General features: G+C 65.9%; 17 protein-coding genes and 2 pseudogenes. 9 read left to right on the forward strand and 10 right to left on the reverse strand.

What is annotated here, in order from left to right:
* The first annotated feature begins 1 nt into the window (after nucleotide 1).
* From NA3_RS21120 to NA3_RS21135, 4 genes are read left to right on the forward strand one after another with little or no spacing between them, the layout of a single operon-like run.
* Entirely contained in the window at nucleotides 2–874 is an 873-nt protein-coding gene (locus NA3_RS21120; protein ID WP_062965309.1) for a potassium-transporting ATPase subunit C, read from the forward strand.
* Nucleotides 875–876: 2 nt separating this feature from the next.
* The gene (gene kdpA / locus NA3_RS21125) at nucleotides 877–2,529 is read left to right on the forward strand and encodes a potassium-transporting ATPase subunit KdpA (RefSeq protein WP_062965310.1); all 1,653 of its coding nucleotides are present in this window, start codon (nucleotides 877–879) and stop codon (nucleotides 2,527–2,529) included.
* Nucleotides 2,530–5,106: a sensor histidine kinase gene (locus NA3_RS21130; protein ID WP_062965311.1), complete on the forward strand. Its 2,577-nt coding sequence runs from the start codon at nucleotides 2,530–2,532 to the stop codon at nucleotides 5,104–5,106. It abuts the gene before it with no gap.
* Entirely contained in the window at nucleotides 5,097–5,762 is a 666-nt protein-coding gene (locus NA3_RS21135) for a response regulator (protein WP_062965312.1), read from the forward strand. Before NA3_RS21130 ends, NA3_RS21135 begins: the two co-directional genes overlap by 10 nt.
* Nucleotides 5,763–6,669: 907 nt before the next feature.
* Here the strand turns inward: NA3_RS21135 and NA3_RS21140 are convergent.
* From NA3_RS21140 to ald, 3 genes are all read right to left on the reverse strand, one after another.
* Nucleotides 6,670–6,954 carry a hypothetical protein gene (locus tag NA3_RS21140; protein ID WP_157126582.1) on the reverse strand — a complete coding sequence of 95 codons (285 nt, stop codon included), beginning with the start codon at nucleotides 6,952–6,954 and terminating at the stop codon, nucleotides 6,670–6,672.
* 181 nt (nucleotides 6,955–7,135) lie between these two features.
* Nucleotides 7,136–7,576, reverse strand: coding sequence for a hypothetical protein (locus NA3_RS21145; RefSeq protein ID WP_062965416.1), 441 nt, complete (start codon nucleotides 7,574–7,576; stop codon nucleotides 7,136–7,138).
* A gap of 1,180 nt (nucleotides 7,577–8,756) precedes the next feature.
* The gene (gene ald / locus NA3_RS21150) at nucleotides 8,757–9,857 is read right to left on the reverse strand and encodes an alanine dehydrogenase (RefSeq protein ID WP_062965314.1); all 1,101 of its coding nucleotides are present in this window, start codon (nucleotides 9,855–9,857) and stop codon (nucleotides 8,757–8,759) included.
* A 138-nt stretch (nucleotides 9,858–9,995) separates the two neighbouring features.
* Between ald and NA3_RS21155 the strand changes: the two genes are divergently transcribed.
* From NA3_RS21155 to alr, 3 genes are all read left to right on the forward strand, one after another.
* Nucleotides 9,996–10,532: an Lrp/AsnC family transcriptional regulator gene (locus NA3_RS21155; protein ID WP_062965315.1), complete on the forward strand. Its 537-nt coding sequence runs from the start codon at nucleotides 9,996–9,998 to the stop codon at nucleotides 10,530–10,532.
* 599 nt (nucleotides 10,533–11,131) lie between these two features.
* Nucleotides 11,132–12,472 carry an amino acid permease gene (locus NA3_RS21160; RefSeq protein WP_227995470.1) on the forward strand — a complete coding sequence of 447 codons (1,341 nt, stop codon included), beginning with the start codon at nucleotides 11,132–11,134 and terminating at the stop codon, nucleotides 12,470–12,472.
* Nucleotides 12,469–13,659, forward strand: coding sequence for an alanine racemase (gene alr / locus NA3_RS21165; protein WP_062965317.1), 1,191 nt, complete (start codon nucleotides 12,469–12,471; stop codon nucleotides 13,657–13,659). Before NA3_RS21160 ends, alr begins: the two co-directional genes overlap by 4 nt.
* 376 nt (nucleotides 13,660–14,035) lie before the next feature.
* On the opposite strand, the gene NA3_RS21170 is transcribed toward alr, so the two are convergent.
* The 4 genes and pseudogenes from NA3_RS21170 to NA3_RS21175 all read right to left on the reverse strand — a co-directional run bounded on the left by NA3_RS21170 (nucleotide 14,036) and on the right by NA3_RS21175 (nucleotide 16,772).
* Nucleotides 14,036–14,464 carry a VOC family protein gene (locus tag NA3_RS21170; RefSeq protein ID WP_218021875.1) on the reverse strand — a complete coding sequence of 143 codons (429 nt, stop codon included), beginning with the start codon at nucleotides 14,462–14,464 and terminating at the stop codon, nucleotides 14,036–14,038.
* Nucleotides 14,465–14,495: 31 nt separating this feature from the next.
* A pseudogene (locus NA3_RS36175) lies at nucleotides 14,496–14,645 on the reverse strand (ATP-binding protein); the annotation flags it as partial.
* 1,021 nt (nucleotides 14,646–15,666) lie between these two features.
* Nucleotides 15,667–15,965, reverse strand: a pseudogene (locus tag NA3_RS39495) (IS1380 family transposase); the annotation flags it as partial.
* A gap of 51 nt (nucleotides 15,966–16,016) precedes the next feature.
* Entirely contained in the window at nucleotides 16,017–16,772 is a 756-nt protein-coding gene (locus tag NA3_RS21175; RefSeq protein ID WP_062965319.1) for an SDR family oxidoreductase, read from the reverse strand.
* Between the two features lie 106 nt (nucleotides 16,773–16,878).
* On the opposite strand from NA3_RS21175, the gene NA3_RS21180 reads away from it, so the two are divergent.
* Both NA3_RS21180 and NA3_RS21185 read left to right on the forward strand, forming a co-directional pair.
* Entirely contained in the window at nucleotides 16,879–17,721 is an 843-nt protein-coding gene (locus NA3_RS21180; protein ID WP_062965320.1) for a LysR family transcriptional regulator, read from the forward strand.
* A gap of 208 nt (nucleotides 17,722–17,929) precedes the next feature.
* A complete protein-coding gene (locus tag NA3_RS21185) occupies nucleotides 17,930–18,253 on the forward strand; it encodes a hypothetical protein (protein ID WP_128145241.1) in 324 nt (107 codons plus the stop codon).
* Between the two features lie 696 nt (nucleotides 18,254–18,949).
* Here the strand turns inward: NA3_RS21185 and NA3_RS21190 are convergent.
* The 3 genes from NA3_RS21190 to NA3_RS21200 form a co-directional block, all read right to left on the reverse strand.
* Nucleotides 18,950–19,225 (reverse strand): hypothetical protein, encoded by a 276-nt coding sequence (locus NA3_RS21190; protein ID WP_063917652.1) that lies wholly within the window; start codon nucleotides 19,223–19,225, stop codon nucleotides 18,950–18,952.
* 47 nt (nucleotides 19,226–19,272) lie between these two features.
* Nucleotides 19,273–19,899, reverse strand: a complete 627-nt coding sequence (locus tag NA3_RS21195) for a hypothetical protein (RefSeq protein ID WP_062965323.1) — start codon at nucleotides 19,897–19,899, stop codon at nucleotides 19,273–19,275.
* A 98-nt stretch (nucleotides 19,900–19,997) separates the two neighbouring features.
* The gene (locus NA3_RS21200) at nucleotides 19,998–23,777 is read right to left on the reverse strand and encodes an nSTAND1 domain-containing NTPase (RefSeq protein WP_062965324.1); all 3,780 of its coding nucleotides are present in this window, start codon (nucleotides 23,775–23,777) and stop codon (nucleotides 19,998–20,000) included.
* Nucleotides 23,778–23,795: the final 18 nt, after the last annotated feature.

Genomic DNA, 23,795 nt, shown 5'->3' on the forward strand with positions numbered 1-23,795 from the left:
CATGACTCGACTTCCTGTATGGCTCGCCCAGCATCTGGCCGGACTGCGGGTGATCGCCCTGCTCACCCTCACCGTCGGACTGGTGTATCCGCTGGCGATGACCGGTATCGCGCAAGCGTTCGGCAATCGGGCCGCCGGTTCGCTGGTCCAGGTGAACGGGCACTTGTCGGGCAGTTCCCTGCTCGGCCAGAACTTCACCGATGCCGCCGGCAATCCGGTACCGAAGTACTTTCAGCCGCGGCCGTCGGCGGCCGGCACCAACGGCTACGACCCGACCGCCTCGGGGGCCGGCAATCTGGGCGGGGAGAGTGTGGTCGACACGTTGCCCACCTCGTCGGATCCGAAGTCCGGCAGCCAGGGTCTGCTGACCCAGGTCTGCGCGCGCAGCAAGGCCGTCGGGGACCTCGAGGGTGTCGACGGCTCGCGGCCCTACTGCACGGCCGACGGCGTCGGTGCGGTGCTGGGGGCGTTCCGCGCGAACGGATTGACCGGCAATGTGGTTCGGGTGGTCAGCCTGAATCAGGCCTGTCCGGCAACACCTTTCGTGCAGAACTACGAGGGCGTCACCGTCGAGTGCGCGACCCCGGCCACCGATTATTCGGCCGCACTGATCATTCCGGTCCGGGGCGCGGCACCCGCCGTCCCCGCGGTGCCCGCGGACGCGGTGACCGCGAGCGGTAGCGGCCTGGATCCCGACATCTCCGTGTCGTACGCGAAGCTGCAGGCGCCCAGAGTCGCCCGGGAGCGCCACCTTCCCCTCGAGCGCGTGCAGGCGCTCGTCTCCGCGCACACCACCGGCCGGGCCCTCGGATTTCTGGGGGAGCCCGCGGTGAACGTGCTCGAACTCAACCGCGCGCTGGATCGGGAGTCGTAGACGTGTTCGGTTGGCTACAAGCACTTGTCGTGCTGGGTGCGGTCCTGGCACTGCACTTCCCGCTCGGCGACTACATGGCCCGCGCCCTCGACGGCGGCCCACACCTCGGCATCGAACGCCGGATGTACCGGCTGTGCGGGATCGACCCGGACCGGGAACAGGATTGGCGCGGCTACCTGATCGCCATGGCCGCCTTCTCGGTGGTCGGCATCGTGGTGCTGTTCCTGCTGCTGTGGTTGCAGGGGTGGCTGCCCTGGTCGCTGGGACACCCCGGAATGTCCTGGCAACTGACCCTGGACAGTTCGGTCAGTTTCGCCACCAACACCAGTTGGCAGAACTATGCCGGTGAGACGACCACCGGGCATCTGGCGGTCATGGCAGGCCTGGGTGTGCAGGGTGTGGCCTCGGGCTCGGTCGGCATCTGTGTGGCGCTGGCCCTGGTACGCGGGCTGGTCCGGCACAGCGGCCGTGAGGTCGGCAATTTCTGGGTCGATCTGCTGCGCAGCATCTTCCGGATCATGCTGCCGCTGGCGGTGATCTTCGGATTGATCCTGATCGGGCTGGGCGTCGAACAGAATCTGGCGGGCGCCCAGGCCGCGACCACGTTCACCGGCGGTAGTCAGACGATCATCGGCGGCCCGATCGGATCCTGGGAACCGATCAAGCTGATGACCGGTGATGGCGGCGGCTTCTTCAACGCGAGCAGCACCCATCCGTTCGAGAACCCGACCGCGTTGAGCAATGCCGTCGAGATTCTGCTGATGCTGCTCATCCCCACCGCCTTCATCCGCACTTTCGGCCGCATGGCCGGTAATCTGCGCCTGAGCTGGACCCTGCTGGTCGTCGTGGTCATCCTGTTCGGCCTGCTCCTGACCGGCGGCGTGCTGGCCCAGGAGTTCCACCAGAGCACGGTGTCCCAGGCGGTCGGCGGGCCGGTCGAGGGAACCGAGCAGCGGTTCGGTGTACCCGGCAGCACCCTGTTCGGTGTGAGTTCGACCGCGACGGCCGACGGCGCGCTGGGCGCCTCCTACGACAGTTTCAACGGTCTCGGCGGCGGTGTGCTGGTGGCGGCCATGATGCTCGGCGAGATCGCGCCGGGGGGCACCGGCAGCGGGCTGTACGGGCTGATCATGGTGTTGCTGGTTACGGTGTTCCTGGGCGGGCTGATGGTCGGGCGCACCCCGGAGTTCTTGGGCAAGCGGATCGGGTTTCCGGAGATGCGCCTGGTGGTCGCCTACACCCTGGTCGCGCCGACCGCGATCCTGGCGTTGACCGCGATCGCGATCGCGACCCCGGCCGGGCGTGCCGGGATGGGCAATACCGGGGCCCATGGTTTCATGGAAATCTTGTACGCCTACACCAGCAACGTGATGGGCAACGGGAGTGCGATGGCCGGCCTGACGGGGAACACCACGTTCTACAACCTCACCATGACCGCGGGCATGCTCATCGGCCGCTATCTGCCGATGGTGTTCGTACTCGCCCTGGCCGGGCGGCTGGTGGGGCAGCGGCCGATGGCGGCGACCGCCGGCACGCTGCGCGCCCAGGGCGTCACGTTCGTCGTGCTGGCCACCAGCGCCGCCTTGATCCTGGCGTTGCTCAACTTCCTGCCCGCGCTGTTCCTGGGTCCCCTGGCAGACGGTGCGCTCGGTTAGATGAGCGATATCTCGCCGCCCGGCGCGGCGCAGCGCACGCCGCGGGGGCGACTCCGGATCTATCTCGGAGCCGCCCCCGGGGTGGGAAAGACCTACCGGGCACTCGACGAGGCACACCGCCGGTTCTTGCGCGGCACCGATGTCGTGGTCGGGCTGGTCGAGACCCATGGCCGCCCGAACACTGTCGCCATGCTCGACGGACTGGAGGTGGTGCCGCGAAAGACGGTGCGGTACCGCCGTTCCGAGTTCACCGAGATGGATGTCGACGCGATCATGGCCCGGGCACCGACGGTCGTGGTCGTCGACGAGCTGGCCCACACCAATGCGCCGGGATCCCGGAACGACAAACGCTGGCAGGACATCGAGGAACTGCTGCGCGCGGGCATCGACGTGCTGTCCACGCTCAATATCCAGCACCTGGAATCGTTGAACGACGTAGTCACCCGCATCACCGGTGTGGCACAAGGGGAAACGGTTCCTGACGCGGTGGTGCGGGCTGCCGAGCAGGTCGAGCTGGTCGATATGACCGCGGAGGCATTGCGCCGCAGGCTCGCCCACGGCAACGTGTGTGCCCCCGAGAAGATCGACTCGTCGCTGCGGAACTACTTCCGCACCGGAAACCTCACCGCGCTCAGGGAATTGGCTTTGCTTTGGGTGGCCGACAAAGTCGACGACCAGCTCGACGACTATCGCGCCGAACACGACATCACCCACACCTGGGAAGCCCGCGAGCGGATCGTCGTCGCGCTGACCGGGGGACCCGAGGGGGACACCATCCTGCGCCGGGCGGCGCGCATCGCCGAACGCACCACCGGCGCGGACCTGCTGGCCGTACACGTGGTGCGCAGCGACGGGCTGGTCGATGCCGGTCCGGCGCATCTGGCTCGCCAGCACCGTATGGTCGAGGACCTGGGCGGCAGTTACCACCAGGTCATCGGCAACGACATCCCCACGGCCGTACTGGAATTCGCGCGTGCCGTGAACGCGACCCAGCTGGTGTTGGGCGCCAGTCGGCGGGGGCCGATCGCCTCCCGGCTGTTTGCCGGCGTGGGCACCAGTATCAGTGTGCGGTCCGACGCCATCGACGTGCATCTCGTGCCGCACGAGGCGGTCGGGCGTTCGCGCGGTATCTGGCGCCCGCCGCCGGCCTCGAGCTTGCGCCGCAGGCTGATCGGGTCGGCGCTGGCCGTGCTCGGCTTGCCCTTGGTCATGGCGGGTGCGCTGGCCGCCGGGTTCCCGCTCGGTACCTCCACCCTGGTGGTTTTCGGCACGGTCATCGGTGTCGCGCTCGTCGGTGGGCTGTATCCGGCTACTCTGGCAGCGCTTTTCGGCTTCGCCCTGCTCGACTGGTTCCAGGCGCCGCCCACGCACAATCTGGAGATCCGCGATCCGCGGAACATCGTCATGCTCCTGGTGTTCGTCCTGGTGGCGGTGGCGGTGAGCGCGGCCGTCGAGCTCGCCGGCCGGCGCACCGCGGAGGCGGCCCGGGCACGGGCGGAGTCGGCGCTGCTCTCCTCGCTGGCCGGGCGGGTTCTGCACGGTGCGGCGGCACTGCCGACCCTTCTCGAACAGGTCCGGGAAGCCTTCGCGATGGATTCGGTCACGCTGCTCGAGCGCCGGGAAGACGCGGTGGAGGAGCAGGTTGTGGATCACGATCCCGAGAACTGGAGGATCGTCGCCACCGCCGGTGACCGCCCGTCCACCGCGCCGTCCGCCGGTGACGCGGATGTGCGAGCGAGTGAGAGCTTGGTGCTGGTGTTGCGCGGGCGCACCCTCGGTGCCTCCGAGCGCCAGGTCGCGGAAGCCGTTGCGGCCCAAGCGGCCATCGCGTTGTCCCAGCAGCGGCTGGCTGAGAGGGCGGCGGTGTTGGCTCCGGTGGAGGAGGCCGACCGGATGCGGACGGCATTGCTGGCCGCCGTGGGGCACGACCTGCGCACGCCGCTCGCGGCGGCGTTGGCCGCGGTGACCAGCCTGCAGGACATCGAGGTTCGGTTCTCCGCCGAGGACCAGGCTGTCCTGCTCGAGGTGGCGCGGCAATCACTGGGCCGGTTGGACCGGCTGGTCACCGACCTGCTGGACATGAGCCGGCTACAGGCCGGGGTGCTCGGTGTGCGACTGGAACCGATCGCGCTGGAAGAGATTATGCCCCTCGTACTCGGTGATCTCGATGTCCCGCCCGATATCGTGCGCGTCCACATCGAGCCCGATCTGCCTGCGGTGCATACGGATCCCATGCTGCTGGAACGAGTGTTGGTGAACCTCATCGCGAATGCGCTGCGCTACAGCCCCGATGACCGGCCGCCGACCGTCACGACCGCCGACAACGGCGACGGCACGGTCCGGATCGAGGTGATCGATCATGGTCCCGGTGTCGACCCCGCGGATCACGAACGCATCTTCACGCCCTTCCAGCGGCTCGGCGACCGGCACCAGGGCAACGGTGTCGGGCTCGGATTGGCGCTGGCTCGCGGCCTTGCCGAAGCGATGGGGGCCTCCATCGTGCCCGGTCCGACCCCCGGCGGGGGCATGACCATGACCGTGACGGTCCCAGCGGCCCAGGGGGACCCATGGCCCTGATCCTGGTGGTCGACGACGAACGGTGGATGCTCGAGGCACTCACCGTCAACCTGCGGGCCCGCAAGTACGACGTGATGACCGCGGTCGACGCGGCGGCGGCTCTGCGCATCGCCGTCGACTTCCACCCGGATCTGATCGTGCTCGACCTCGGCCTGCCGGACATGGACGGACTGGACATCATCCGCGGCCTGCGCGGCTGGACCGACGTCCCGATCCTGGTTTTGTCCGGCCGCTCCGATCCCGACGACAGGATCGAGGCCCTCGACGTCGGCGCTGACGACTACCTGACCAAGCCGTTCGTCATGGGCGAGCTGTTTGCCCGGATCCGAGCGCTCCAGAGACGCTCCGTCCCGGCCGATTTCGTGCCGGTCGCCCACATCGGCCGCTACACCGTGGACCTTCCTACCCACACCGTCACGCCCGCAGTCCATCTCACCGGCACCGAATGGCGTGTCCTCGAGGTCTTGATCCGCAACCCGGGCAAGCTGATCAGCCAGAGCCAGCTCCTGACCGAGGTGTGGGGACCCGCCGCCGAGGGCAAATCCCAATATCTGCGCGAATATCTGGGCCGCCTGCGGCGCAAGCTCGAGGACGACCCGGCCCAGCCGCGCCACCTGATCACCGAGCTCGCGATGGGCTACCGCTTCGTCCCGTGACGTGTGGTTCGGCTGTCGCGCGGCCGTGAGACCGGCTTGTTGTTCGCCTTCTGTCTCGGGGTTCGGATTGCGGGCCAAACGGTGACTGGCGCGCCTGTCGGACCGGATCGGGCGTAAGCGCCTGATCACCACCCACAAGTGGGTGTGGGCGCAGACTCGAGCCGGCCCCACGGTTACTCCGCGCTCTCGTCGCCTGTGCGGTGCTGGCCTCGGACGACCGAGCAAGGACTGCTCATGGGCCATCGTCTGTCATTACGTCATTCTCGCTGCTCAGATGCTAGAGGCTGTCGTGGTGGCAAGTGGCCGGGGGTGCTCCCCGGCCCGATTGACTTGACGTCCTGACCGCTCGGCGATCGAGGTGGAGTGTCCGATGTGGTGTTCTTCCGGGGTCGCCCGGTGAGGAAGCCGTCCAGTCCGGTCTCGGCGAGGCTTCGATGTCTTTCGCGGTACTTCCATTGTCGCCCAACATTATTCGTGGGTCGGCGGGCGAACGATCAGGCTCCTTCCGATGTCGTCGCGGAAGCGATCATCGGTGTCGGTGTCCGGAAAACGGCTGTGCCCACAGCGCAAATTGAATCGAAACCGCACGGTACTCGTGGGGTCGACACCGACACCGCTCGGGCCGTGCAACCGACAGCCATCGCAGCCCGTTACCACGCCCGACGTACCGACAGCGGCCGTCGCGATCCACGCCAGACCGACCTTGGGCGGCCCAGTTGGCGAACGAAACTTCGGCGACGGTCGGCGGGAGCCGCACCGGGACGTGGCGCTGGAGGCAGGACGCGACCAGACCACAATCACAAACGCAATCGCGTTCGCCCGCCGCGCAACACCACCAACACCAGCAGAGTGGCCGGGGGAACGGCCGATGCGCCGAGTGCGGCTCGGTCGGCGTCTCCGACGTCGATCACCAACGGCCAGTATCGGCGATCGCGATCTGTGTGGTGAGCTCGAGGAGCGGTTTGCCTTGCAGCCCTAGCGCATCGAGGATCGGCAGCACCAGCGCCGCCGACGACGAACCGATCAGTACGGCGTATATGGCCCCGTGACCGGTGCTCAACAGGCGGACCGGCGAAAGGCCCGCGACCGCCGCGAACACTCCGACAATCGCTGCTCGCGCCGCCCCCACACCGAGAACGGGCCGCGCTCGCGGATCGCGCACCGGAACGAGCGTGCCGGCGACGAGCATCACCAGATTGAACCTGATATCGGCGTTCGGAGGCGCCGAGGATACCGAATCCGATGGTGCCGAGAAGGATTCGGCCAGCAATTCCCCGCTGGTCACCGGCACATGCCACGCCACACGCCAGCAGGCGTTAGCCCGGTGAGGCCGAGCACCATGAACAGGTCCAGGGCGGGAGACTCAGCGACGTCTACTTCTTCGACTTGGACTTCTTTTGCGAGGCAGCGGTTTTGGGCAGAGTGACACGCAGGGGGACGAGTTTGGCGGGGATCGGAATGTTCTCGTCGGTGTAGTAGCAGGCGCACATCCGGTGGTAGCCGTCGGCGATCTGCAACGGTGTCCCGGTAGTGAGGTCTCCTTGGACGAGCAGGATCGGTGACAGTGGTTGGTCGGTCAGGATTTTCGCCAGATCGGCCCGCACGTGTGGGTTGTCGGGTGGCACCAGCTCCAGGCGTGCCGCGCGCAGGATGTCTTTGGCCTTCTTGTGCACTACCGGCGCCTTCCGCAACATCGCCACCAGTGCCTCGACGGTCTCGGGGTCGACGAGAAGTTGCAGGTAATCGGCCGCAGCCGGGTAGTCGTGCTGTTGCGGTTCATCCAGCCACCGCACCGATTGTGGTTCACTCGACATCCGCATACTGTCCACCGCCAGATTTGCGTGCGCTACCCCGACACGCCGGGAATTCGGAAATCGCTTGGCGGCCAGCGCGTTCGAGCTTCCCATGGATGGCGCCTTCCGCTCTCAACCATCTGCCCGCGACGGTGGCGCCGATCGGCGCGACCCGGAACGGACTGCCGGTCGGCATCCAGGTGTCTGGCCGCTGCTCACGAATTCAGTCCCCGCACCCGCACTACCGTGACGTTCCACTGTAATTCGCGCGCCGATCCCGGACCGTTCCGTTCATGTGGTAGCGACCACTATTGCCGACAGCGTCGGTGCTCGCATGTCACACGGGACGGTGATGCCACCGTCGGGGGAGCGGTTCAGAATTGCCGAAGCACCAGCCCACACACCATCGCGGTGTTCCGCCTGACGAGACGCTTGTAGCGGCCACGCCCGTGCTGTCGAGGCCTTCGGCTGACGATGCGGGGTCCACGCAGCGATCGCCAGGCCGAGCCCGCCGTGGTGGCGGAATCGATTGTTCCGCCGAAAGCTGTTGCGTGTCATGATTTGTCGGGTTGCCGGCCGGATTCTCGCCGCCCTATGGCCGCCGAGTTGCTCGGCGATCGACTTTCAAGTGCGTATTCGCCGGTCTCCTGTCCGATGAAGTGGTTGATGGTGCGCCTCGTTGCGCTGGCACGCCGTTGTGCCGTCTGATTGCCGGTATCTCGCTGTGCCGCTGAGGCTCGAGCGTCGTTGGTCTGGACATCTACGCCGTTGAAGATGCCCGCCTCAGCGAGGGCCTGAATCGTTGGAGGCGAGTGTTACTTCGATCATCCGAACAGTCGTTCGCACGGCAGTCGCGGTAGGCGACTGGGTTCGCCGATCGAGCGCAGTACCAATTCGATTGCGTCGCTTCGTCTTCGGCACCAATCCCTGATGAAACTGCAGGCTGCTGCGGCGCTGGCGCGATAGTTGAACGGTCTGCCGGCCAGCCAGATTCGAAGATGAACGTCTTCGTTGGAACGAACAGGGGACGCGATGGTCACGGCTGCATACATCACGTCGGTCGCATACTCGGTGTGTGTATCCGAAGATGGCCTCGGCACTCGCTCGGCGAGCGAACCGTCACCGTCCGAGCGGGGGAGTGGTTGGCTGGCGGGTGGGCCGCCGTGGTCAGGGCTTTTCACGACTTCATGAGGTGTTTCGGTCACAGGGTCTCGACGGGGTAGCCGTGTGCTGTGGCTACTTCGTCGGACAGTAGCTTCCCGTCGTGGATGAGCAGGCCCTCCGCGAGGCCGGGCACGGTCGCGACGGCCTCCTCCCAGCCCTTGTCGGCGAGTGCGACGATGTACGGGAGGGTAGCGTTGGTCAGCGCGTAGGTGGATGTGCGTGGTACAGCCCCCGGCATGTTGGCGACGCAGTAGAACACCGAATTATGGACGGTGTAGGTCGGTTCGGCGTGGGTTGTGGGCCGGGAATCCTCGAAGCAGCCTCCCTGATCGATCGCGATATCGACGAGCACCGAACCGGGCTTCATCCGTTCGACCAGTGCATTCGACACCAACTTCGGCGCTTTGGCGCCTGGGATCAGGACGGCACCGATCACCACATCCGCCTCGAGGACCGCCTGTTCGAGTTCGAAGGTGTTGGAGACGATGGTCTTGACCTGCCCGGAGTAGAGCGCGTCGATCTCTCGGAGCCTGGCGGTCGACAGATCCACGACGGTGACGTCGGCATGCATGCCGTATGCGATGGCAATCGCGTTCTTTCCCGACACGCCGGCGCCGATGACGAGGACCTTGGCCGGTGCAACCCCCGGTACTCCGCCCATCAGAACCCCGCGCCCACCGCCGTGGCGCATCAGATGGTAGGCGCCGGCCTGGGGGGCGAGTCGCCCCGCGACCTCGCTCATCGGAGCGAGCAGGGGCAGCGAGCCATCGCCCGCGGTGACCGTCTCGTATGCGATCGCAGTGGTGCGTGATGTCAGCAGCGCGTCGGTGCATTCTTTGGACGCGGCCAGATGCAGGTAGGTGAACAAGACCTGATCGTGTCGCAGACGCGAGTACTCCTCGGCGATGGGTTCCTTGACCTTCAACAGCAGGTCGGCTGCCGACCAAACCTGGTCGGCGGATGAGAGAATCTGCGCGCCCGCGGCTTTGAAGTCCTCGTCGGAGAACGATGAGCCGATGCCGGCGCCGGATTCGACGATCACCTCATGGTCGCCCTGTACCAGTTCGTGGACACCGGCGGGGGTGATGGCGACGCGGTACTCGTGGTTCTTCGTCTCGCGGGGGATGCCGATCTTCATAGCTACTCCGTGTTCGTGTTTGTCTCCCGTTGCGGCACTGAGTGCCTGGGATCTGGAACTGCAAGCAATGTGCACACAGTATGAATCTTGTTCCACAATGCGGCGTTTTGCGTGAGTAAAATTCTGTAAGATCGCGGAATGGTGAACTATTCTTCAGAATCGGGTCGATCTGGCGTGGCCGCGGTGAAGGATCTTCGACGCAGGAGCGCGCTCGACGACGTCGATCTGCTCATTCTCGAGCAACTGGCCCGCAATGCGCGGACCCCGAACAACGCCCTCGCCGAACACGCAGGAATCGCTCCGTCTACGTGCCATGCCAGGCTCCGGTCGCTGATCGAACGCGGCGTCATTCGCGGTTTCCACGCCGACATCGATCCGGCCGCGCTCGGGCGCGAACTTCAGGCGATGATCGCCGTCCGCGTTCAAACCAGCGCGCGCAAAGACCTGCAACGTATCGCTCTCGGTCTGTTGTCCCTGGAGGAGGTGATGAACGTGTACTTCATCGCCGGCGTCGACGACTACCTGGTTCATGTCGCTACGCCGAACAGCGAAGGGCTTCGCAACTTCGTCCTCGAACATCTGAGCGCGCATCCGGCCGTTGCGACCACCCAGACGATCCTGATCTTCGAACACATGCAGCCCCGTGCTCTCGGAGCCGAGCGCGCCGACGCATAGTGCGAAACGTTTGCCCTGCTGTCGTATTCAGCGGCGAGAGGAGAGATGCAGGTCCTGGTCGGCGCTCGGAACCCGCGGTTCTCCGGCTTCGATCGATGATCTTGTCGACGCCGCACCCTGCCGGCTTCGACACGCTTCGTCTCGTCGACCCGGTCCGCGCTCACCGGAAGAGCTGAAATGTCCGGATGCCGGTTCCGATCATCGACGTGAAGATCCTTCGGCGCATACAGTCAATCCGGCTAGAGATGTGAATAATATTCACGATATTTGCCTTCTATAGAATTTCCATCGAGAACATGGACCGTCTGGCGAAGGAAAGCCATACTCGTCTGCGGTGATCGAGGTCACAGTCGTGAGTGCTCGCCGGCGAGGCCGGTAGCTGCACCGCTGGAGGATCGGCGACTCCGGCATCTTCGGCGTCGTCCTGACCGATCTCAGTGGCCGATCGCTGTCGAATGACGACTCGGAGGAACTCGCACATGTCACACACCTATGGGGAAAGGGTAGGCGCCGACGCTGTAACCGGCTCCGAACCTCCCCCCGTGAACGCCGTAGACCGCGAAGGGTATGCGCGCGGACTGAACTCTCGAACGATTCAAATGATCGCGATCGGGGGTGCGATCGGGACAGGCTTGTTCTACGGTACCGGTGGCGCAATCGAGCAAGCGGGTCCGGCATTGATACTTGTGTACCTCGCGGCTGGCGCAGTGGTATTCATCATTATGAGAGCGCTCGGCGAGTTGCTGACGTACCGGCCGGTATCGGGGAGTTTTGCCGAATATGCGAACGAGTTTCTAGGGCCGTTCGCGGGATTCGTCACCGGCTGGACCTACTGGGTGGTGTGGGTTAGTACGTGCATGGCCGAAATCACGGTGGCCGGCAAGTATATGCAGTACTGGTTCGACATCCCGGCCTGGATCACCGCCCTCGTCGTGCTGGGTGTCTTGTTCGCCGCGAACCTCATCTCCGTGCGTCTGTTCGGAGAGGGTGAGTTCTGGTTCTCCGCAGTCAAGGTTACCGCCATCATTGCGATGATCGGTATCGGAATCGGCGTTCTGACAATAGGATTCGGTCACGCGCCACACCCGGCTGTCACCAATCTGTGGGCCGACGGGGGTGTATTTCCCACCGGCGTCGGCCCGGCGATGCTGAGCCTGCAGATCGTGATGTTCGCTTATGTCGGGGTCGAGCTCGTCGGTGTCACCGCCGGAGAGGCCGACAATCCGCGCCGCACACTCCGGAAAGCGATCAATACGTTGCCGCTTCGCATCGGCTTGTTCTACATCGGTGCCCTTGTCGTCATCATGTCGGTCTCCAGCTGGCGCACCTTCCATGGGGGCCGGAGCCCTTTTGTGGAGGTATTCGAACAAATAGGGGTCCCGGGCGCGGCGGGCATCATCAATTTTGTGCTGTTGACAGCCGCCCTGTCATCGTGCAATTCGGGAATTTACTCCACCGGTCGAATGCTGCGTACCCTGTCACTGCGGAAGGAAGCCCCCGCCGGATTGAGCCGAATAAGCTCTCGGGCGGTCCCCGCATCCGGAATCACCGTTTCTGCGGCCGTCATGGTCGCCGGGGTAGTCGTGAACATCATTTCCCCGGACAAGGCATTCGCCTACATCACCTCGGTATCGACTATCGGGATCATCGCGGTGTGGGGCGTCATCCTCGTTTGCCATCTCATCTATCGGCGCCGTGTTGAGCGAAAACTCGTGCCGGCCGGCGACTACCGCCTGCCCGCGGCGCGGATCACCGCGCCGGCCGCACTGGGCTTCCTCGGTCTGGTCCTGGTGATACTGCTACTTACCGACAGCGGTCGTACCGCCGTGGCCGCCGGTCTGGTGTGGACTGTGCTGGTCTGCGCCGGTTACATGGTGATGCAGCGGGTGTCGACACCAGCCGCCTCCTCCACGGTCGTCGCGGTCGAGGAGGCGGAATGAGGCGCTCAGCTCCACCATCCGCGATCGATCCTCATGAACCACCAGCCGCAGCCTCGACCGAAATGGTGATCGATCTCGATGCGATCACCCACAACGTCGGTGTTCTCCGGGAGCGCGCGGGCCAAGCCTCGATCATGGCCGTGGTCAAAGCCGACGGCTACAACCACGGCGCCGTGCCTGTCGCCTGGGCTGCGCTACGTGCCGGTGCAACCGAATTGGGCGTTACGAGCGTGACGGAGGCGCTGGCGCTGCGCGGCGCCGGAATCACCGCGCCGATCCTTGCATGGCTGCATACGCCCGACGCGGACTTCGACTCGGCTCTCACGGCCGGAGTCGAACTGGCGGTGGCGTCGCCACGGCACTTGGCCTCGATTTGTGCGGCGGTCCGGCGTACCGGCATCACAGCAACCGTATCGGTCAAGATCGACACCGGTTTGAATAGAAACGGAGTCGCTGCTCATGAATACGAACAGCTGCTGGCCGATTTGAGTCGAGCAGATGCGGCGGACGCCGTTCGATTTCGAGGCCTGTTCACCCACCTATCGCATGCCGACGAACCTTGCCACCCGTCGATCGAGGTCCAGCGTGAACGGCTCACTGCCGCCGAATCGCAGGCGCGTCGGCGTCGCCTGCGCCCGGAGATTGTTCACATATCGAATTCGGCTGCCACGTTGACCAGACCTGATTTGACCTTCGACATGGTGCGTCCGGGCATCGCAATGTATGGACTGAGCCCGTTCCCGCGGATGGGCTCGTTCGGGTTGCGCCCGGCGATGACGGTGCGGACGCAGGTCGCGCTGGTCAAGCGGATCTCTGCCGGTGAGGGTGTTTCGTACGGACACCGGTGGACCGCCGCCGAGGACACGACCATCGCCTTGCTTCCGATCGGATATGCCGACGGCCTGCCCCGCGCTCTCAGCGGTCGTTTCGATGCACAGATCGGGTCACGCCGATATCCCAGTGTCGGCAGGGTCTGCATGGATCAGACGGTTATCGAGTTGGGTCCTCGCAGCGATGTCCGGGAGGGAGACACCGCGGTGCTGCTCGGCCCCGGAAACAATGGTGAACCCACCGCTCAATCTTGGGCCGACGTGCTCGACACCATCCATTACGAAATCGTCACCGGAATCTGGGGGCGCGTACAACGCAAGTATGTCGGGAACAATGACCATCTGCGTATCGATTGAATGGATCTGAAAGCTCCTCGGCGCAGCCCCGGTCGATCCAATTCGGCCAGGTGGTTACTTCGGGCTGATGCCTGCAGCGCCACCGGGACACCCCGCAACAGGACATGCAGCACCGCGCCTCGACCGGAGTACGCGGCGGCCACCGCACATGAGTAGGCGGTCGGCTCAGAGACGCGAGAGCAGGTGCGGCGGGTTCAGAACGATTCGTCTCAGACGAGACAATGCCAGTCGCTCCGGGAGGGTGTCGAGCAGCTGGCCGAGCGTGAGGTTCCCGCCTTCTTGGGGTGCTCCGAGGGTGGCCCGATCGCCAGGAGCATGGGATGGGCTTGTCCGGTCACGGGCCTTGTCTGATGGTGTCTGCGGCTGTGTGGATCCGTCAATCCGCTGAGGGGGCTGCGGCGTTGATTCGTTGCCATTGGGCTTTGTCCCACTCGACGTACTCGATCTGGACTTCTGGGGTGAGTCGAGCTGTGAGGTTGCGTCCCGTTGGCACGGTCTGTGGCTCTCGAACGATGTCGGCGCCCGATGTGAGCAGCGCGGCATGGAATTGATCGAGATCGTCGACGATCACCGTGGCCTGGGTTGCGCGGTATGGGGCAAGAATCGTGTCATCGCCGGCGACGATGAGGATCTGCCCGATCGAGGCCAAGCGGAGTCCGTTGGGCATGTCGAACTGCATGCCCACCCGAACGCCGGTCGCGGCGGTCAGGGCTGCCGTGGTGGTTTCGAGGTTGGACGTATAGACCCTGGCATAGGTGCGCAATACCTGCATGGCCGAGATGAACGCTGGTGTCTCGGCTGGCATTCCGTGTCGGGCTGCTGTCTTGCTCGGGGTGTCAGTCCGTCCTCGGTCGGCTTGCCGCGGCGGGCTTTTGCCGTTGACGGTAGGACTTGCCCTCGACGACGAGTTCGTAGGCCGCCGATTGCAGCCGGTCCATCGCAGACTGCGCCAGCAGCGGGTCGGCCATCATGGTCAGGATCTCGGGGGTTCGCGGTCGCGGTGATCACGGTTTCCGTTACGCGCCGTCCAGGCCGATCCGACAGCGCGCCGCTATGTTCCAGGCTCCGCAGGCTTATCCGTGCGCGCGGTGCCGTTGTGCCAGCAGGCCGAGGATCCACAGAATGAACAGTGCACTGCCGGACAAGATGCGCGTCAGGGTCGATGTCTGTGATTGCTGCCGACAAAGCGCTCAGAATCGTGGGATCGTGGACAGGGTCGCCGGTCTCGAAGACTTCGGTGAGCATGACGGTGGCGTCGCCACAGACTGATTTGCTGGACTTCGCTGACCAGTTCATCAGGGGTGCGTCCCGGGAGAACGCGGCCGTCGAGATCGATGCTGATCGGGGCAGGGATAGCGTCGATCCGCGTCGTCGTGGCGTGCACCTGTGGGATTGACCGTGTTGTGCAGCATCGGATCGAACGTGGCAAGCTCGCGCCCGTTCCTCGGCGCTGGCGGCGCGCGTAGCGGCGCACTGTCTTGTCGTCCAGATCGAGCGCCCGGCAGATTGCGGTACGCCCGATTCCTCTGTCTCGCAATGCATGCGACCCCAGGATGTGGGAGGTTTCGGCAAATCGACCCAGTCCCAGTGTGTTTCACCCCTGCCAGGTGCGGGATCACCGCGTTCGGTCGCGGTCCGGCAGTCTGACGCACCGGCCGCAACACCTCGGCGACGGCCCGCAACAGCATCCGCGCGGTGCGGGTGCGGGCCGAGCTTTTCCACTTGGATGTCTGTCGGCCGTTCGGGCCGGATGGGTCAGGTGGGGCCGGTTGTGGCGGCGCGTAGCCGATTATGTTGTGCCACAACGTGAGCCATTCGTGGGACCGGGGCCAGTGGCTGGGGAGGTGCAGGATGGAGCGGCGTTGCGGGCGCGCCGGCCGGGCGGGGATGTTGGCGAGTTTGCGGCGCAGGGTGGCGCCGCGGGCGCGGCCATGGGGACCGTCGGCGAGGATGCCGGTCGCGTAGCCGCATTCCGGCGATAACGGGGAGCGGCCAGATCCGTGCTCAGGTAGCCGCGAACGGTGAAAGCCCCTTGCGGAGAATCTGTTTCCCGGCGATCTTGGTGTGCCCGTAGGAGGCGCCCTGTTTCTGATGGCCGTAGACCGGCCGCAGCAGCGAGCCGATATCGACGAAAATCGCACCGCCGCGCCGGGCAGCAGATCGGTGCGGACGGCCGGCGCCGTCAGGTGCTCGCGCACCACGGATTCCAACTGTTTGACATGACCGAAACTGGACTCCGGCAACAAGGTTCCCACCGTCGAGGGCGCATACACACCGTCGAACAACTCGGTCATCCCGCCGCTGCGGTTCATTACAGTGCGAGTCGCTCTTATCGGGACAGACCGCTCGACATGGTGTTACCTCGCGCCGATCGTTGCCCCGCCGTCGATGACGAGTGTCTGACCGGTGGTGTAGCCGTTGGTCATCAGGTGTGTGAACGCCCGCGCGATGTCCTCGGTCGAGCCGACCCGGCCCAGGGGGAGGCTCGTGGCAGCGTCAGCGAAGAACTTGTCCTGCTCACCGGCGGACATTCCTCGCCAGAGGGGACTGCGTACCACGCCGGGGAACACCGCGTTGACTCGCACGGGCGCGAGGTCGCTGGCCGCGGCGCGGGTGAATGCTTCGATCGCGCCGAGCGCAATGGCTGCTGTGGTGAATCCCGGTGCGGGCCGGAGGATGCCGGCTCCGCCGCTGAGGGTTATCGACTGTCGCACGTACGGGAGTGCCGCTTGGACCGCGGTGACCGCGCCCCACAGACGAACGGCCAGGAAGTCCTGCATGGCCCGGATTTCGCTGTCGGGCAGTGGACCGGAAACCAACGCATCGCCGGCGGTGAACGCGAGGTGATCATGTGAACCGACAATTTCGAAGAACTCGCGAACCGCATCCTGGTTTCGGACGTCGAGCACGTGCCCCATAGTCGAGCTGGGCAACTGCTCGAGCGCGGCAGACACCGATTCCGTTCCACGGGAAGCGATCACGAGTTCAGCACCTAGTTCGGCAGCGCGCTGCGCGGTGGTCAGTCCGATGCCCGAGCTTCCGCCGATCACCACCACCCGCTGCCCAGCGAGTTCGGTCCCGGATCGCCCTTGCTGCAGGGTCTTGCTCGTCATGTCGTGGTCGCCCTTCTCGAAAGATCAACGATTGCTGCACCAGCTTCCTGGTCAAGTGCCGCACCGGTCCAAGACTTCTTCGGAACATCGGCGATACCCTGTAGGTATGGCAAGTGGGTTCGATCTGCGGAAGTTGCGCTATTTCGTTGCCGTAGCCGAAGCGGGAAACTTCACTCGTGCGGCGGTCTCGCTCCACATCGCGCAGCCGGTGTTGAGCCGTCAGATCAAGGAATTGGAACGCGAACTCGGCGGCCCCCTTTTCGTTCGGCACCCGCGTCGGCTGGAATTGACCCCCGCCGGGAGGAAGCTCCTCACGGACGGACGGCGGCTGCTGACCTCTGCGACACGCCTGACCGACGACGTGCGCGGCATCGCCACGGGGACACGAAGTCTCACCGTCGGGCACCACCGGGCCATCGCGCTCCGTCAGACGGTCCTGGCGTTCCAGCACAAACACTCCGGCATCGACGTAACCGTCGTGCCCCTGGACCACGACAGCGAGACACACGCGGTGCTGTCGGGCGCGGTGGACGTGGCCGTCGTCTGCCCGTCCTCTCCACCAGCAGATGTGGCCTCGACCGTGCTCTGGCAGGAACCGACGATGGCAGCACTGTCCACCGGTCATGAACTGGCGCAACGACCAACGCTGACACTCGCCGACCTTGCACCGTTCAACCGCGCCCGCTTCGACTCAACACGTCCTGACGGCCGCGCGCTCCGTGACGCCGACGACCGGCTCGATCTGCTGGCGAACAGCTCGGCTGTCCATCTGGCTCCGGCCCTGGCCGCGCGGCGCTACCACCACCCCGACGTGACGTTCATCCCCGTCACCGACGCACCTCCCACTCCGATCCTCGCCGTCTGGGACAACGACCGCCAGTCACGACTCATCGTCGACTTCACAGCAGCCGCGCTCGAGGTACACAACGCTACGACCAGCAACAACTAGGTTCTGCCTCGAAGGGGATATCGGACTCCCGGTGGATCGGACCCCGATAGGGCCGGCTTCCGATCGGGGCGCTCCGGCCTTCGAATGGAATGGCGAACGCGTGAGCGCGGGCAAACGGTTGGGCGCGCACGGCTCCAGGTGCGCACGCGGAGAGCAACACATCATGGCAGGTTTCGACCCGCACAACCCTTTGCAAGGAGGACACACGATGCGTAGAAGGACCTCGCTCACGCTCGCGGCGGTACCGGTGGGATTCGCGGTGATCCTCGGCGCAGCAGCCGTCTACCACTCGATGGCCAAGCCCACCCCCAGCTCGAAGGAGTACTCCGTGGTCGACAAACAGCACCCGCTCGAAGAACCCATCGACGGCGACGGCGACCAGCCGATCATCGACGGACTCCCGCCGACCAGCGCCCACGACTTCTACGAAGATTCCCAGCCCGGCCCTGGGGCCGGCCCAGAAAATCCGGTCCCCGCCGGGCCAGGAGCGACCGACGACGGCGGTTGGACCGCGCCAGGACCCTCGAAATAGCACACCGGCCACAAGCAGCGCCACGCCTCGGCCCCTAGCTCGATCCTCACCACACGGGCTGGGGCGCTCATCTGCGGCGGACCTTTCCCCGGAATCCGCCACCGATTCTAGGTCACACCCCGGCGACCTACGCCCGCTCCCCCCCGCCGGGGCACCTCGCCGGGGCAGTGAGGTCCCTGGCATCGCCGCTCGCGCAGCCGGTTTCGGCGCGCGATCTGTGCTTGAGTGCAGCGTTCGGCGACCTCGGGGTGTGGTTGCGGACTGGCCATGTCCGGTTCGACGTGGCGCGGGCAGAACTGGTTGCCGGACGCGGCAAACGCACCCCGTGCTGGACAACAGTGCTGGTCAACCGCGTGTGACGGGGAGTGGCCGACAACCTCAGCGCCAGGATCACTGAGGCCGAACGCGAAGGCTGGCTGGGTGAGGCCGAAGGCCTGCGGGTCAGCCTCGCGGCAGCTACGGACAAGCTGGCTCAACTCGACAACCGTGCCCGCCAAGCCTCGACCGTCATCTTGGACAGCCGGCGGTCGCTCACGACGGGCGCGGGTCCCCGGCCACTGCGATCCCGTCGACGAGGACCCTGGAAGTTGTGGCGCCTGGTCGTTTGCTCACCGGTGACGACCGCGGCGGCGGGACGATAAACCGGCCGTCGCCGCGGCCGATGACCGGAAATTATCGCCGTTGCCGCGGTGCCGGTTACGAAATCGGCACGTCCGAAATCTTGGTTCCGTCGTGGCCTGCGGTCGAGCAGTACAGTTTTGCTTCGTTTCGCAAGGCTGCGATTTTCACGACGTTGGGGTCGGCGCCGTGTTTGTCGTTGTACATCTTTTTGACTTCGTTGTTCTGCTTGTCTTGGGACTGGCTCAGGAAATCACTGCAGGTGGTGTCGCCCCCCTTGTTGCAGCCACTGACGCAGAGCGTGACCGTGGCGAGCCCGGCGATCACGGCGAGGGCGATTTTGTCCGATTGCATCGAATTGCCTTTTCGTGAGAATGTGCGAAAGGTGGGTCGGATTTTGGTCACCGAGCGACCGGTCTGCTGGACAAGTAGGCCCAGGCACCACCAACCAGCAGCAGCAGGCCACCAGCGAGCGTCAGGTACAGCCCTGGCCCCGCTGTCGGGTGCAACGCATTCAGAGCTGTTCTGGCGAGGCCGCGCGCGCCGAATACGCGGCCCGGGATGTTGGTCAGATGCATCAGCGCGATCGCGGCCACCGCGCCACCGGCGACGCTGATCGCGGCGGCTGTCGGGCGCGGCGCGCGGCCGAGAACGTGGGCAATTCCCAGCCCGCCGGCGATGACCGCGAGGGCGAGAGTGTAATAGCCCGCCTTGGTGGCGTGTGCGGTCTCCGCCTTTTCTGCCGATTTCTGCAACCGGGTCGCGAGGTTCTGCGTCAGTGAACCCGTGTGGGTCTGGGGAGTAGCGTCCAGCACAGCAAGATCGGACGTTGTCTTGCCGACGCCGGTGACCGTCACCGTGCCGGCGGCTTTTCCGGTGCCGGGCGAATCGACGCTGGCCCATACCAGAAATGCACCGGCGGCGACGAGCAATGCGGCGATGACTGCGAGGGCACCGGGCCAGGAAATTCCGGTTGAAACCGATCCGGCGGTCTGCTGCGAACTTTGCGGATATTGGGATGATGTCATGGATTCGATTTTTTATTCCGATGGCGGCCACGTCAGTCCTGCAATCGACCGACAGCGCCGCCGCCCGCGCTGCGGGCAGACGGAACTTTTCTGTCCGGCTATTCGGGCGCGTCGCCGCACAGCGGGCGTGGCGGCACTCCCGGTAGGTAACGACGCCATTCCTGCGGGGTCAGCACACTGCTGCCGCCGGCGCAGAGTTGTGCGGCCACTTGGTCGGGGTCGGTCGCCCACAGTTTGACAACTTTGTCGGGACCCGCCGCGGCCAGAATACGGCCGCCGAGTACGAAGGCCGCGTCGTTGATTCGGCCGCGGTAGGCGTTCAGCACGGCGAGACGGCCGGGGCGGTGTGGGTCGGCGACGTCCCACACCCACACGCCGTTGTCGCCGGCTCCGCCGACCAGTCGGGTGCCATCGGGGCTGAAAGCGACGGTGACGATCGCGTCGGCTGGGCCGGTGAGCATTGAAAGAGGTTGTGGCTGGCGAGGATTGGATATGTCGAACAGCCGGGCCGTATGGTCCATGCTGCCGGCGGCGAGCAGGGTGCCGTTCGGGCTGATGGCCGCCGACCCGACGTCGTTGGTGAAGCCGGTCAGCGGATGCGGCAGTTCGACGGGTTCGGTGTGCCGCCGGATGTCCCACAGCCGCACCATGTGGTCGGAGGTCGGAATCACCAGCAGCGTGCCGGTGGGGTCGATCGCGGCCGGACCGGGCAGTCCGGGACCGGCATCGAGAGCGGCCACCTGTCGTGGAACATCCGGATCGGCGATGTCCCACAGGGTGACGATGCTGCTGTCCTGTCCGAGGACGACCATCAGCGTGTTGTCCGGGGTGTAGGCGATGGCGGCGACGATGCCGGACATGGCGGGAAAGAACGAGCGCCGCACCGGATGGTTGGGGTCGTGCACATCCCAGAGCATCACGTGCCCGCTCGGGGTGCCGACCGCGGCCAGGGTCGCGTCGGGGGACAGCCCGACCGCGCCGCATGGTTTATCGTCCGGGCCCGCGTCGAGGGCGGGGTACTCGTGCGGGTTGCTCGCGTCGGTGAGATCCCAGAAATGCGCATGCCCGTCCGAACTACCCGTTCCGACAAGAAGTTTGGTGCCACTGCGATCGATCGGCGTCTGAAAGACGACACTGCGTGCCCCGCTCAGGGCCGGCCCCGGCAGCGGCCAGATCCGCATGGTCCCGTCGAAACCGCCGGTGACCAGAGCTTGGCCGCCGAGGGCGAATCGGGCGCTGACGACGATTACCGGATTGGGCAACTCGATCGGCGGATCATCGGAGTCGAGCCGCCAGATGCGCGTGGTGTTGTCGGAACTGCCCGCAGCCAACCGGGATCCGTCCGGACTGAAGTCGATGTCGTTGACATAGCTGGTGAATCCGCGCAACGCCGGCAGCGCTCCGGGGTGCGCCGGGTCGTGCAAATCCCAGCGGCGGACGTCATTGGTACGGCCGGCCACGGCGAGGGTGGCACTGTCGGGAGCGAAACGAACCGCCAGCGCCTGGCCGGTGACGCCGGAGCCCGGCTGATCCACGATCAACCTCGGTGCCGGTCCGGTGAGATCCCACAGGCGTAGTGCGCCGGCCACTCCGGCGGCGGCCAGCAGATGTCCGTCCGGGCTCGCGGCGATCACCGGTGCTCCGGCGGGCAGTTCGAGCTCTGCCAGTGGCAGTGGGTGGGCAGGGTCGACGATGTCCCATCGAGACACCGCCGTATTCGTAGTGGCGGCGGTCAACGTTCGGCCGTCGGCGCCGAACGTGATGCTCTTGTAGCCGGCGGCCGGATCACCTATTCCCGCGAGCAGTACCGGTGAGCGGGGATCGGCAACGTTCCACAACTGGATTCGTCCATCGAAGGCGACAGCGAGCACACCTCCGTCCCGGCGGAGGGCGAGCGATTCGAGCACCGCGGCGGGATGCGGTGGCGCAATGGCCGCCAGCTCGGTCGGTGGTGTCCGGGCACGCAGCCGGTAAACGGTGACAGTGGCGTCCTTGCGGCCGACTGCAAGCAGGGTTCCGGTGTCGTCGGCGGCGACCAGAGTGCCGCCGTCGGTGCCGAGTACCCGGACCGGCGTGTGCGTGGCCGAAGCGTCCAGCAGCGCCGAGCGTGCCTCCAGCGTCGGCTTCACCCGGTATGCCGCCAGGGCCAATTGCGCCGACAGTGCCGGATCCACGGCGCGCAGTTGCTGGGCCTGCAGCGCGACCTGGCGGGACATGGCCTCGTCACGCGCACGGCGGGCCGACGATTCGGCGAGCAACGTCACGGTCGCCAGCACGACGGTGGCGATCAGGGCCACGGCCAGCCCGGCGACCATGCGCTGCAACAGCCGAGTGCGGCGGCGCTCGCGGGCGCGAAGCTCTCGATGATGCTGCTGGCTAGCGGTAATGTAGTGGCGTTCACGGTGATTCAGCTCGCCGTCGGTGCCGCTGTCGAGCCAGTCCTGGATGACGGCCAGCCGAGCCGGCCCGAGCAACGCGCTCGGATCCTGTTCGCTGTCGCGCCACAGTTGTTCGGCCTGGGTGAGCTGACGGTGTATCAGAAGCCCGGCTTGGTTGCCGTCGACCCAGTCACCGAGCCGTGCCCAGGCCGCGATCAAGGCTTCGTGGCTGATCTCGATGGTGTCCGCGTCAATGGTCAGCAGCCGTTGCGCGGCGAATCGATCTATCAACGTGGCCACATCGTCATCGGAGTCGTCGTCGTAGCGCAACTCACCGCGCTGCACGCGGCGGCGGGTCCGGTTTTCGCCGTCGATGGCGATGAGCCGCAGAAAGATCCGGCGGGCCAGCCGCTGCTGGGCCTCGGTGAGGCCGCCGTAGACGGCCTCGGCCGACTTGTCGATCGCGCTCGCGATGCCACCGGACGCGGTGTAATCGGCGACGGTCATCCGACGACGGCTCGAGCGCCGCCAGGTCTCCAGCAGTGCGTGCGACAGCAGCGGCAGCGCGCCGGCGTCGTGCGCGGCGGGCGAGCCGCGAGGCGCGAGTTCGACCAGCAACAGCTGCACCAGCTCGTCCTCGACGGTCCAGTTCGCCTTGCGGGCCGGCTCGACGATGACATCACGCAGGGCTTGCCGGCTGAGCGGTCCGACCAGAATCGACTGCGCGGCAAGCACATGCTGCAGAACGGCTTCCCGGGCGGCCTGCGCGTAGAAATCCGCCCGCAGCCCGAGAACGTACACCGGTCCGTCGGCTCGCTCGGCCCCGATCGCCGCCAGGAAATCGGCGCGCTCGTCCTCGTTCGAACACAGCGACCAGGTCTCCTCGAACTGGTCGATGACGACGACGTCGACCGGTTCGGCGACGTCGTGCAGGACGCGCAACGGGTGCACTCCGGGTGTGATCAGTGCGACGGCCCGCGCTGCGCGCCGTAGCGAGGGCATCAGGCCGGCCCGCAACACCGATGACTTGCCACAGCCGGAGGCACCGATCACCACCAGCGTTCGCGGTGTCCCGGAGTGGCTTTCGAGACCGTGCACGCGACGGTGTAGTTCGGCGGTCAGCTCGTCTCGCCCGAAAAACCAGTCGGCGTCGGTGTCGTGGAACGGTTGCAGTCCGCGGTAGGGGACCGGGCCCTGGCTGCGCCGCCGACCGGTCGTCGGGCGGAGCCGACGCACCGCCGCCAGCCAGGCCTCCTGTGCCACGGGATCGGGTAACCCGCAGGCGCTCAATACGTCCCGGAACATCTTCTCGTTGGGTTCGGTCGGGACGTGGTGGCCGGCGAACCATCCGCTCACGGTGCCGTGCAGACACCCCGATTCCTCGACGACCTGGCGAACGGTTAGTCCCGCATCGACTCTCAGCCGCGTGAGCGCGGCCGCGAACTCCGCCCGCGTCAGGAGTGTGGAGGGATCGGGCCCGTTGTCCCGTCTCTCCGTCATCGACTAATGGTATCGGCC

The sequence above is a fragment of the Nocardia africana NBRC 100379 genome, from assembly GCF_001612635.1.
Taxonomy (GTDB): domain Bacteria; phylum Actinomycetota; class Actinomycetes; order Mycobacteriales; family Mycobacteriaceae; genus Nocardia; species Nocardia africana.